This is a genomic window from Saccharicrinis sp. 156 (assembly GCF_050589685.1).
In the GTDB taxonomy this organism is placed as follows: domain Bacteria; phylum Bacteroidota; class Bacteroidia; order Bacteroidales; family Marinilabiliaceae; genus Saccharicrinis.
Map to the genome: position 1 here is coordinate 56,313 of NZ_JBNGOS010000006.1, position 12,957 is coordinate 69,269.

The 12,957-nt window shown below is 41.0% G+C and carries 6 protein-coding genes; 4 read left to right on the top strand and 2 right to left on the bottom strand.

Annotated elements, in window-relative coordinates:
- Positions 1-169 precede the first annotated feature (169 nt).
- From ACRD64_RS04825 to ACRD64_RS04840, 4 genes are all read left to right on the top strand, one after another.
- The gene (locus tag ACRD64_RS04825) at positions 170-2,485 is read left to right on the top strand and encodes a glucosamine-6-phosphate isomerase (protein WP_430932089.1); all 2,316 of its coding nucleotides are present in this window, start codon (positions 170-172) and stop codon (positions 2,483-2,485) included.
- A 384-nt stretch (positions 2,486-2,869) separates the two neighbouring features.
- A complete protein-coding gene (locus tag ACRD64_RS04830; RefSeq protein ID WP_430932090.1) occupies positions 2,870-5,518 on the top strand; it encodes a GH92 family glycosyl hydrolase in 2,649 nt (882 codons plus the stop codon).
- A gap of 384 nt (positions 5,519-5,902) precedes the next feature.
- Positions 5,903-8,422, top strand: a complete 2,520-nt coding sequence (gene hypD, locus ACRD64_RS04835; RefSeq protein WP_430932091.1) for a trans-4-hydroxy-L-proline dehydratase — start codon at positions 5,903-5,905, stop codon at positions 8,420-8,422.
- Between the two features lie 15 nt (positions 8,423-8,437).
- Entirely contained in the window at positions 8,438-9,346 is a 909-nt protein-coding gene (locus ACRD64_RS04840) for a glycyl-radical enzyme activating protein (RefSeq protein WP_430932092.1), read from the top strand.
- A 79-nt stretch (positions 9,347-9,425) separates the two neighbouring features.
- On the opposite strand, the gene ACRD64_RS04845 is transcribed toward ACRD64_RS04840, so the two are convergent.
- Together ACRD64_RS04845 and ACRD64_RS04850 are read right to left on the bottom strand one after the other, a co-directional pair.
- Positions 9,426-11,081 carry a M1 family metallopeptidase gene (locus ACRD64_RS04845; protein ID WP_430932093.1) on the bottom strand — a complete coding sequence of 552 codons (1,656 nt, stop codon included), beginning with the start codon at positions 11,079-11,081 and terminating at the stop codon, positions 9,426-9,428.
- 147 nt (positions 11,082-11,228) lie between these two features.
- Positions 11,229-12,947 carry a RagB/SusD family nutrient uptake outer membrane protein gene (locus ACRD64_RS04850; RefSeq protein WP_430932094.1) on the bottom strand — a complete coding sequence of 573 codons (1,719 nt, stop codon included), beginning with the start codon at positions 12,945-12,947 and terminating at the stop codon, positions 11,229-11,231.
- Positions 12,948-12,957: the final 10 nt, after the last annotated feature.

Consider the following 12,957-nt stretch of genomic DNA (forward strand, 5'->3'; position numbering starts at 1 on the left):
GTAAGAAAATTAATTGTTCTTACAATTCAACTTATAAAAGCCTGGGGTGTTTACCTTAGGTGTGTTGAATATAAAGAACCGGCACTGCAGGTGCGGCATCTGAAATAGTAACTGCTTTAACCTTTACCGTTGATTCAAATTAACAACCAAAAAAAAACTATCATTTATAATGAAAACTACTTTATCGCCCGTTGAAGATTTCTATTTTCAGAAATCAGGCGTAAAAAAAATGAGTGCCAAAATACCTTATATCGCCGTGGATAACTTTCCACAGCTGGGAATGTTTACCGCGTTAAGGTTTTTGGAATGGGTTGCCGAAAATCCTGAAGGGGTGATCAGTTTACCCACCGGTAAAACCCCTGAATACTTTATCCGTTGGACACAATACCTGCTGGAAAACTGGAACAACGCTAAAGGTAAAAAGATTAGGGAGGAGAATGGGTTAAAAGTGGAAAAGAAACCCGATTTAAGCAAGTTGCACTTTGTGCAGATTGACGAGTTTTATCCAATCAGTTCTACTCAAAAAAACAGTTTTTACCACTATGTAAATGAATATTACATCAAAGGTTTTGGGCTGGACCCGGAACGTGCCTTGCTGATTAATTGCGACGAAATTCCATTGGCCGAAGGGAAACCCTTTTCAGAGGTTTTCCCGGATAGTATTGTTGATTTGTCATTGCGTTATCGCGAAGCAAAAACTAAAAAAGAAAAGCAACAACAGGCGTCTATCTTTATGATTGACGACTGGTGTGTTAAATACGAGCGTAAAATCAGGGAAAAAGGGGGAATAGGATTCTTTCTTGGAGGAATAGGTCCCGATGGACATATTGCTTTTAACACCCGGGGGTCTGATCATTATTCGACCACACGCCTTACCAAAACAAACTTCGAAACTCAGGCGCAGGCGGCAGGCGATTTGGGGGGGATAGAAATCTCCAAAAATCGACTTGTGATCTCCATCGGTCTTGAATCAATAACCTACAACAAGGAAGCAGTGGCATTGATATTTGCTGCAGGAGAAGCGAAGGCACCAGTGGTGAAAAATGCTCTCGAAAGTGATCCTTCGGTTTTATATCCGGCAACAGTATTGCAGAATCTTCCAAACAGCAGGTTCTATATTACCAAAAGTTCTGGAGTTAAACTTGACGATAGTATTGATGCTTATTACCGAACAGGAGAGTGGACGCAGGAAAAAAAAGAAAGAGCCATTATCGATCTGTGTAAGCGAGTTAATAAATACGGCCCCAAATTAGAACTTTCCGATTTAAAATCAGATCCTTACTGTAGTTTAATTCCTGACTTGTCATTGGATACCGTGCAGGAAGTGATCGATTCGGTACAGGCTAAAATTTACAAAGGGCTAGAGCCGGAAAAGAATCAGGTTTTTTATCATACTGGCCCACACCATGATGATATTCAGTTAGGAATTCAACCACATGTAAATCGTACCCTGAGGGAGAAATCCAATAAGTCTATCTTCTCAGTACTTACTTCAGGGTTTACGGCAGTAACAAACAGTTTTGTGACAGAAACGCTCGATTATACTAAGAATCTACTCGATCAAGGAAGGATTCAAATGATTGAGTTTCCTGACTTTTTTGAGTCCGGTTATAAATTTAAGTGGGATAAAGATGTATACCACTTCCTGTTAAATGTAGCATCCGATGAGCCTTTGGAAAGAGTAAGGGGGCTTTGTCACAGAGTGGTAAGGGCTATCGTTCAGATTTGGGAAGTGAAAGATTATGATGGACTAAGAAATAGCATCAATGCCATTCTTTCCAATATACGCGAAAGTTACGATGGGCAAAAAAATCCACCAAAAATACAGAAATTAAAAGGTATGATTCGCGAGTTCGAAGAAGAATTGGTTTGGGCACATTCGGGTGTTCAGGTTAAGAATGTTCGCCATCTTCGTTTAGGGTTTTATACCGGTGATATTTTTACAGAACAACCCAATAGAGAGCGTGATGTAGCACCTATTCTTGAAGAATTCAAAAAAGAAAAGCCAACCGTAATCAGTTTGGCATTAGACCCTGAAGGAAGCGGTCCGGATACACATTACAAAGTACTCCAGGCTATTGCCGAAGCTATCAGGGCTTGGAATAAAGAGGAAGACCTAAGCACCCTGCGAATTTGGGGCTATCGTAATGTGTGGTTCAAGTTTGCACCATCCGATGCCAATGTCATGGTACCTGTTAGTCTGAATGCGATGGATGTGCTGGATAAATCATTTAGTGATTGTTACCTGAGCCAGGTGAATGCTTCGTTCCCTAGTTATGAACTGGATGGCAAGTTCAGTACTTTGGCTAAAAACATCTGGGTAGAGCAACTGGAAAATGTTCAGTACCTGTTAGGTAAAGATTATTTCTATACCAATGAAAATCCAAGTATTAGGGCCAGCCATGGTTTAATCTACTTTAAAGAGATGAATGTTGAGGAGTTTTTGATTCATGCACGTGAATTGGAAAAATCTATGGAAGGATAAATTGTTGAAATGATGTAGGACTAGTTAGAATGCTTCTTGGATATTTTCAAGGAGCATTTTTTTTGGCAGTTCAAATTTTCAGAAACCATGGCGTCAAGGTTGTTAAATTCAACCCGGATTATGTATTGGAGGTTCGTCATGAGCATTGCAAGAACAATAAAACAAGGCATTACTGAAACGAGGCATCACTTTTCCCGATTACTTTCGGGAGCATCGTTCTGGTGAGTTGAAGTGATGCAACGAAGGGCTTGTTTTAAAGTAATTTCAATGTGTAATAGAATTTCTAATGCATATGGCGGGTTCAAAGGGATATGTTGCTTCGAACTTAATTTGGAGATTATTTCACTTTGAGAATTAGCGTCTTTACCAAAAAACTATAATAACATGAACGGAACGATTAAAAAAGCGTTATCGATGGTAACGCTAAGTGTGATTTTTTTTGGGTGTACTATATCATTAAAAAAAGGAGAGCGGTGGCGTAAAAACTCAAAATTATCCTATGTAGATACAAGAGTAGGCAGTGCGGCAAGTATTGCCGATATTACGGTCACTGAGGTGGAGGAACCGATGGGGTATGTTTCGCCTATTGTTGGTAATCCGTCGGCTTTAACGCATTGGACACCGCAAACTGCGGTTTGGACTCACCGGGTAGTTACAGTTCCTGTTCCATATTGGTACGACCAGGATAAAATACAGGGATTTAGAGGTACGCGTTACCCGAACGGTGCAGTAGTTGGCGATTGGGGTGCTATGTGCATTATGCCAATGACTGGTGAAGTGAAAATTGATGCCAATGCCCGTGCATCAAAATTTAATCACGATAGTGAAACGGCGAAACCTCACTATTATTCGGTACAGTTGGATGACTACTCTATTAAGGCAGAATTAACTGCTGCTGCGAAAACGGCTTTTTTTCAGTTTACTTTTCCCCAATCAGAATCATTGTCAGTATTAATTGATGGTGTTTTTGTTCCGGGGAACTATAAAGTTATTCCGGATAGAAACGAAATTGAGGGATATTCAGTAATTGCAGGTCACTTCCAAAATCATTTCGTAGCCAAATTCGATAAGCCTTTTAAAGTTCACCATATAGATTTACTGCCCAATGTGGTTGATACCGGGCTAGTACCTGATGGTTTTACGGCGGAGTATTTTAATAATGATAAATTGAAGGGTAAACCTGAAGTAGTGGTAAAATATTCTAAGTTGAACTACAATTGGTTGAAAGAACCTGCCGAAGGTGTTGTGGCCGATTTCTTTTCGGCAAGATATTCCGGTACACTTGTGGCAAGGCTATCCGGAGAACACACATTCGAATTAACCACCAAAGATGGTACGCGAATGTATATCAATGACGAAATGGTAATTGATCAATGGATGTATCGGGCAACCGGAACCAATGTGCACAACGTGAACCTTACAAAAGGGGAGAAATACGAAATACGCATTGAGTATTACGATGGTTCCAGTACAACCGAGATGCATTTAAGATGCGCCGAACCAGTAAAAACTGATCCAAACCAGGGTTCTCAACTGGCACTTAAAGGAGCGGACGGTAATGCTGTTTATGTTACTTTTGCGACTGAGGATCAGGAGAAAGTGAAAATGATAGTGGGTACTTCTTTGATTGATATTGCGCAGGCTCGAGCTAATATGGAAGAAGAGTTTCCTGATTTTAATTTTGATAAGGCTGTTGCTAAAGGTGCTGCAATTTGGGATAAGGAGTTAAACATGATTCAGGCAGAAGGCACCGAGGATGATAAAGCCATCTTTTATACCGCCTTAACCAAGTGTTTTGTGAATCCACGTAACCTGAATGAAGGAGGCAGATATTTCAGCCCGTTTGATTATCAGGTCCATGAAGGCGAGATGTACACCGACTTATCGATCTGGGATACGTTCCGTTCGTTGCATCCACTTTGGGTGATTGTGAAACCTCAAGAAACGACAGACATTATCAACGGAATGTTAAATGCCTATTGTGAAGGTGGTTGGTTGCCAAAATGGCCGAATCCATGGTATCGAAGCATTATGATGGGAACGCATGCCGATGCAGTTGTTGCCGACGCTTATGTCAAAGGTATAAGAGGTTTTGATACAGAATTGGCTTTTGAGGCGATGTTGAAAAACGCGACTGAAAAGGGAAACCGTGGTTTCTCTGGTCGCGTAGGAATAGAGTACTTCAATGACATAGGCTACGTACCTGCAGATGTTTTCGGATTTTATGGGGAACCAGTTGCTAGAACCCTAGAGTTTTCTTACGATGATTATTGTATAGCTCAAATGGCTAAGGGTATGGGTAAAGAAGACTATTACAATGAGTTTATGATGCGTTCGAAGCGATACATAAATGTTTTAGATAGTGAAACAGGTTTGGTTCGTGGAAAAAAATTAAATGGCGAGTGGCTGCCTCCTTACGATAAAAGTATTAGTGTTTGGGCACAAGGTACAGATCATGATACAGAGGTGTATTATAAGAACCATACTTTATTAGTTCCTCACGATGTTCCCGGCTTAGCTGATTTTATGGGTGGCGAAAAAGAACTGGAAGCTTATCTGGATGACTTTTTCAAGAAGGACATGTATTACGTTGGCGATGAATTCTCGATGCATGCACCATATATGTATAATTTTATCGGCACACCCTGGAAAACGCAAAAAGTAGTCCGCGACATGTTGGCAAAGTATTTTTTTAATGATGTAGGGGGCCTTCCCGGAAATGATGATTGTGGACAAGTTTCATCATGGTACGTATTTGGCGCAATGGGTTTCTATCCTGCTTGTCCTGGCGATCCTATTTATCAACTGTGCAGTCCGGTGCTGAATAAAGTAGATATTAATGTGGGGAATGGTAAAACCTTTTCAATCATTGCCAATAACAATTCAAGGGAGAACATGTATATTCAGTCGGCTACCTTAAATGGAACACCATACAAAGTAAGTTGGTTACATCATAACGATCTAATGAAAGGTGGAAAATTAGTTTTTGAGATGGGGCCAATTCCAAACAAAGATTGGGGAGTTACTGAATAGATTTGCAGATAAATAGATCTTCTTTTGATGTAGGTTAAGCAATAATGCTTCTTGATTAAATTTTAATATAAATGTATCCAACAAAAAAATAACTGATTTGTAATTCACTGGAAAAAGTGCGATATTTGGGTATCTTATTCATGTGCAATATATGAACATACATTACAACATAATCAAAGGCTATCGCTGTTTATATGAATGCCTGATGTTCTACTATTAGAATATTCTTGTTTGTAATATGACGTTAAAGAATATTGCTTGCTTTCGTTTTTTTGATTGTAATCCTCCTTTGCGGTTTTCGCACAAATCTTCTGTAATTACATGTAAGATGTTTTCATAGTCCACTAAAGCTGTGTAAATCATTACACCTCAGATACCATAATAATGACAACAACAAATAATGATAAAACGCATCCCAGTGAAACCGGGGTAGCTTCCATTAAAGAATTACTTGGAAAACAAGAAACGAACAAAACGGCAGAGCGGGCAGCTTCCGTTCAGGGTAATTTCTATGCGCCTTTAAAAAGTGAGATAGGTCCTGGTATGAACCTCAGGATAAAACATTTGCGCGAATTGAGTTTCAAGGCAAAACCGAGCATCTCTATCGAAAGGGCTTTGCATCAAACCGACTTTTATAAAAAACATTATGGGAAACATTCTATCCCGGTATTAAGAGCTTTGACTTTTTTGGATCATTGCCAGAAAAAGACGTTATACTTAGGCGACGATGAACTCATTGTTGGAGAACGGGGGCCAGAGCCTAAAGCGGTACCCACATTCCCTGAACTGACCTGCCATAGTGTGGACGATTTTCACGTGTTGAATACGCGTGAACAGCAACCGTATACCATTAGCCAGGCAGATATAGATACTTACGCCAGAGAAGTGATTCCTTATTGGAAAGGAAGAACAATGCGCGAACGCATTTTTAGCCATGTGCCCGCAGAATGGGAGAATGCCTACGAAGCCGGATTGTTTACCGAGTTTATGGAGCAACGTGCTCCGGGGCATACATGTCTAGATGGTAAAATATATAAAAGAGGTATGCTCGATTTTAAGCAGGAAATAAAAGCTCACCTCGATTCATTGGATTACCTGAACGATGCAGCCGCGAATGACAAAGCCGAGGAGCTGAAAGCCATGGATATATCTTGTGATGCAGCTATCGTCTTTGCAGAGCGCCACGCTAATTTGGCCGAGGAGAAGGCAAAAACAGAAAATGACCCTAAGCGAAAAAAAGAATTGTTGAAAATTGCGGAAGTGTGCCGTTGGGTTCCGGCCAATGCTCCCCGCACCTTTCATGAAGCTGTGCAAATGTACTGGTTCGTTCATCTGGGAACCATTACCGAATTGAATGGTTGGGATGCGATGAACCCGGGGCATTTCGACCAACACCTAGCTCCTTTTTACGAAAAAGAAATAGCTGAGGGCACCTTGACACGCGATGAGGCGAAAGAAATAATTTCGTGCATGTGGATTAAGGTGAACAACCAAACTGCACCGCCCAAAGTAGGAATCACGGCAAAGGAAAGTGGTACCTATAACGATTTTACCAACATTAATATAGGCGGACTTAAAACCGATGGATCCGATGGTGTTAGCGAGGTTTCGTATATCATGCTCCAGGTGGTTGAGGAGCTTCACCTGCTTCAACCGGGATCATCGGTGCATATCAGTCATAAGACACCGGATAAGTTTTTAAAAGCAGCATGTAAGGTTATCAGGCAAGGGCACGGTTATCCGTCAGTATTTAGTCCGGAAACTTATATAACCGAGATGCTTTCCCAGGGGAAATCTTTGACAGATGCGCGTGAGGGCGGATGCAGTGGTTGTATCGAAGTAGGTGCTTTTGGTAAGGAAGCCTATGTGTTGACCGGGTATCTTAATACCCCAAAGATATTGGAAATTACCTTGAATAACGGTGTTGATCCTGTAACCGGGAAATTTGTTGGTTGCACGTCGGGCAACCCAATGGAGTTCAATACTTATGAAGATTTATATAACGCTTTTCTAAAGCAGTTGAATTATGTGGTTGATCAGAAAATGAGGGTGAGCAATTATATAGATACCATGTTTGCCAAGTATTCTCCAGCGCCTTTTTTATCGGTAGTGATCGATGACTGTATCGCAAAAGGGAGAGACTATTACAATGCGGGTCCACGGTACAATACAAACTACATTCAGTGTACCGGTTTAGGTACGGTTACCGACAGCCTTTCTGTTTTAAAATATCATGTGTTCGAAAACAAAACATTTGATATGGAACGGATACTCAGTGCCGTGGCCAATAATTTTAGCGGAGAAGAGGTGCTGCGCCAGCGGATTGTGAACAGAACACCGTTTTTTGGAAACGACGACGATTATGCAGATGATATTGCATTGAAAGTATACAACGATTTAATTCAAGCCATTGATGGCAAACCCAATATAAAAGGAGGGAAATACCACTTGAATATGCTATCAACCACTTGCCATATTTATTTTGGTAAGGTGATGGGGGCAACACCCAACGGGCGATTGGCAGGGAAGTCTATTTCCGACGGAACCTCGCCATCGCATGGTTGCGACATCAATGGACCGGCAGCTGTAATCCGCTCGCTGACAAAACTGGATCATACTCGTTCGGGCGGAACATTGTTAAACCAGCGTTTTCTTCCGAGCTTATTAAAAAAGGAGGAGGATATAAACAAGTTGGGTAAGCTAATCAGAAGTTATTTCACTTTGGGAGGGCACCATATTCAGTTTAACATTGTTGATACGGCTACATTAAGGGCGGCTCAAAAAAATCCGGAAGATTATAAAGATTTGTTGGTGCGCATGGCCGGATACAGCGATTATTTTAACGATATGAACGAAGATCTTCAGCAGGAGGTGATTGACCGTACGGAGAATGAATCTTTTTAAGATAGCTTAGGTGTTATGAAAAATTCAACCCTAATTTTCGATGTTAAACGATATGCCATTAACGACGGGCCGGGTATCAGGATCACTATTTTTCTGAAAGGGTGTCCGCTCCGTTGTAAATGGTGCCATAATCCGGAAAGTCAAAGCCGGAAGGCGGAACGGATGTATGCTTTTGATAAGTGCATCGGATGTCAGGAGTGTGTTAATGCATGTAAGGTTAATGCCTTGGAACTTACCGGGCCAGGCATTGTAGGCAATGATTTGTGCCAATTAGGTGGAGATTGTGCGGAGGTATGCCCCACAAAAGCAATGGAGATAGTCGGTGAAGCGAAGACTACAAGCCAGGTAATGCAATTGATAAAAAAAGAAACCCTGTTAATGGACACCTCCCAAGGAGGTGTTACCTTTTCGGGTGGAGAACCCCTCATGCACCACGCGTTTTTACTGCCTGTATTAGACGCCTGTGGACAGGAAGAAATACATCGTTGTATAGATACTTCCGGTTATGCTAAAACCGACGTCTTATTAAACATAGCCAAAAGAACCGATCTTTTTTTGTACGATCTAAAAATGATGGATTCCGACAAACATAAGAAATGGACAGGCGTTCATAATGAATTAATCCTTGAGAATTTAAAAATGCTGGCAACTACCGGTGCCAATTTTAATATCCGAATACCTCTGATAAAAGGCGTTAACGATGACGACAAGAACATCCTGGATTCGGCACGTTTTATTGCTGCCTTACCGGGTCAAAAACCGACGGTTAACTTGTTGAAGTTTCATAACATTGCCGAAAAAAAGTACCGGAACCTGGGTGTCGATTATGACAAGGGAGATATGGAAGCGCTATCTGTAGAAAGAGAACAAGAGATTTTAAATGTATTTGAATTATATGGTGTACATACAACTTTAGGCGGGTGATAAAGTGCTATCAGCCATGTGTGTTGCAAATAGCATTTTTTTTTAAAGCCATGGCTAATGAATTTATCAGAGTAATTGCTTATTTATTGGTATCAAGGTGTAAAATTTTAAAAACCGCTGTATAAAAATCTTTATCCATTTCAACCGTCTTTATGGGCTGTTCTTTTTTCAGGTTCTGCCAAGTTGTGCCTGGGGTTAAATAGTGTATTTCCCCATTTATATAAGCGGCAACTTTCATTTGAAAACCACCGATGCAATTTGCCCAACGGTAGCGCATTTCATCACCAAGCAAAGCATATTCAAATGTAGGAATCCGCGTGTCTCTTAAGTATTGATCAAACACCGGTTTCAGGTCAAGTCCACTTTTTTGGCAGATATAATTCTCAACTTGTTCCGACCTCACTGTTTGGTGATAAAATTCCTGGTTTAGCCCGCGCAGCATCTGTCTCCATTTTTCGTCATCGTTAACAATCTGGCGAATGGTATGCAGCATGTTAGCTCCTTTGGCGTACATATCGCCCGATCCCTGGCTATTTACATCATATTGCCCGATGATGGCACGGTCGTTCTTGATGTTCAATCGAGTGCCACGGCAGTAGGTTGCACCGGCTTCTTTTCCCCAAAAGTAATCGACAAATAAACTTTCAGAGTAGGCAATAAAACTTTCGTGTATCCACATGTCGGCTACATCCCAGTTGGTAATACTGTTGGCAAACCATTCATGTCCCGATTCGTGAACCAGGATAAAGTCAAATTTATCACCCCATCCGGTTCGGCTCACATCGCGTCCTCCGTAACCATTTTTATAGCCATTTCCGTAGGTGACCGAACTCTGGTGTTCCATACCTGGATAGGAAACTTCCACCAGCTTGTAGCCATCTTCGTAAAACGGGTAAGGACCAAACCAGTGCTCAAAAGCTTCCAGCATTAAATGAGCCTGCTTAAATTGCTTTTTCGCTTTTTTAAGGTTATACGGAAGCACCCAGTAATCGCAGTCTAAATCGCCTTTTTCGCCTTCGTAAACATTGCTAAAATGAACGTAATCGCCCACATTGATATTTACTCCGTAATTGTTAATTGGATTGGATACGAACCAATGCGAAGTATTGGTTTCATCGTTATGGTGCTCCAGGTTCCTTAGTCGTCCGTTTGAAACATTCATTAAAGGTTCCGGAACCGTAATGCTAATCAACATGCTGTCCGGCTCGTCGTAGGGATGGTCTTTGCAGGGCCACCATAAGCTGGCGCCATCGCCCTGATTAGCCGTAACAATAAGCGGTTTGCCGTTTTTGTCCCTGCCCCAGCTCACACCACCTTGCCACGGGGGTTTTTTACTGACTTGTGGCTTGCCGCTAAATTCAACATCCAAATACTGTATGTCGTTTTGTCGCTGAGGAGCTTTCAGCTCAATAAACCATGCATTTCCTTCCCTTCCATATTCCAACTCGTTTTGTTCCTGGACAACCCGGGTGATTTTCATTGGCGGCTGCAGGTCGATTTGCATTAATTGCTTTGATTTGTTGACACGGTAACCTATTTTATTAGTTCCGGAAAAGCTGCTGTCCGCCGGATTTATCTTAACGGATAAGTGATAATAAGTCAAATCCCACCATTCGCGTTCAGGAGTTATGCTGCCCCGAAGCGAGTCCTGTCGGGTAAACAAGTTATTTTGGCCGTATGAAGGGAAATAAAAATAAGCAAAAAACAATAGTAAAAGCAATTTATGTGTACTCATCTTGAATTGAAAAAAGGTTTTTGCAATATAACTTAATCATTTTTCTGAATGTGTAATAACAACAAGAAAATGGACTGGTTTTAAAGTAATGTAAAACCAGTCCATTCATTCTTTAAAAAAAATGGTCAATTAATAAATACACAATATTTACCAACCTGGATTTTGGCTCAGGTTAGGATTTTTTGTCAATTCGTTGGTCGGTAACGGAAGTAAATAATCTCTCTCTGAATTAAATCCATAATATCCGGTGTTTAAGATGTCCCTGAAAGGATCCAGGTAACCTTCGTCGTTTACTTTCAAACCAGGATATTCAGCCTCGATTTCATCGGTATACAAGGTGCCCGTGAATCTTTTTCCTACAATCAGGCTATGTGCTCTCCAACGCATTAAGTCGTCGAAACGGAAGCCTTCTCCAAACAATTCAACAACACGTTCTCTTCTAACTTCATATAAAACATCACTCAAGGTGTTGCCATAATCAGGCCAGTTTGGATCCACCGTAATCGAAGCCATGTTCAAATGTGGCATCCCTACCCTGTCTCTTAATTGATTAATAGTCAAATCTATATCGCTTTGTGTAATGGTTCCCAACTCAGCCTTTGCTTCAGCATAAATTAAGAGAGCCTCTGCATACCTGAAATGAATAAAACCAATGTCTCTTGTACGATTGTTAAGTGATGCATCTAACCATTCTGTCCGAAACTTTTTTAGTTCGTAGCCTGTTGGGTCCCAAACCATATAAGGGATATCGTAAAACACAGAGTCGCCATTCAGGGAAACATAATCTAACTCGCCGGTAACAATAAGCGATTGGTCTAACCTTGGATCGCGGTTTGTTTCTATAACAGCTAATGTAGAATCACCTTTAAATAGGGGACTTACAGCATAAGGTAAACCATCAGCACACAGATAGTTCGAAAACATTTCTTGTGTTATCCCCTGGGCATTTGGGTGGTTCCACAATGAATTCTGGATACCATAAGTAAGGTAATCGTAATGTTTGTAGAACAGTACTTCTGAATTGCTACTGTAATCGGTCTGTACAAAAAGATTATAATAAGCCCTTTCGGTATCTCCGGTTACCAATGAATAATTTCCGGCATCCATAACACTTTTGGCTGCTTCGGCTGCAAGTTCCAGATATTTGGTTCCATCGGTATCGCCAGCGAAAACGGTTTCTGCATGGTATTTCTCCCATGTGCCTTCATATAAACATACCCTGGCTTTAAATAAGTTGGCAATATCTTTGTTGAGCCTTGAAGCACCGGCTTCGGAAGCATATTCCATTTTGGCAATGGCCATATCAAGGTCTTCAATGATAAAGTCAACCACGTCGGAACGAGAGCTTCTGGAACCATATAAAATCTCATCGTCATCTACATCTACCACTGATTTTACTATTGGCAGATCCCCAAACTTTTTTAGTAAGTTGAAATAATTCCATGCTCTAATAAAATAGCCTTCTCCAATATAATGATCCTTTAAGTTGCCTGTTTCAGCCTGGTCGGCGTTTTCAAGGAAATAGTTTACATCACGAACATCATCCCAGCTCCATCCGCCGCCTGATGCAGGGACAGTAGTTGTTCCGTCTAAGCGTGCAGTATATGAGCTGCCATACCATAAGTCTGATTCCAGGATAATGTCTGTACCAAGGTCTGGTGAAGGTGCCTGCCCAGAGGCCCCCCAGCCTGAAAATACGGATGGATATAAATTATTTAAATAAAGTTGTAAGTCATTCTCTGTTTTCCAAAAATCGGGATCAGAAATCTCATCCAAGGGAGTTTTGTCTAAGATATCTTCTGTGCAGGAATTGAATATTAGTCCTGCTGCAGTAAATAGAAATAGTGTATATATTATTTTTTTCATTTCATTCTAT

Excerpts from the sequence above, each read along its gene's own strand:
- hypD (WP_430932091.1), top strand. The coding sequence starts at position 5,903 with ATGACAACAACAAATAATGATAAAACGCATCCCAGTGAAACCGGGGTA.
- ACRD64_RS04845 (WP_430932093.1), bottom strand. The coding sequence starts at position 11,081 with ATGAGTACACATAAATTGCTTTTACTATTGTTTTTTGCTTATTTTTAT.
- ACRD64_RS04830 (WP_430932090.1), top strand. The coding sequence starts at position 2,870 with ATGAACGGAACGATTAAAAAAGCGTTATCGATGGTAACGCTAAGTGTG.
- ACRD64_RS04840 (WP_430932092.1), top strand. The coding sequence starts at position 8,438 with ATGAAAAATTCAACCCTAATTTTCGATGTTAAACGATATGCCATTAAC.
- ACRD64_RS04850 (WP_430932094.1), bottom strand. The coding sequence starts at position 12,947 with ATGAAAAAAATAATATATACACTATTTCTATTTACTGCAGCAGGACTA.
- ACRD64_RS04825 (WP_430932089.1), top strand. The coding sequence starts at position 170 with ATGAAAACTACTTTATCGCCCGTTGAAGATTTCTATTTTCAGAAATCA.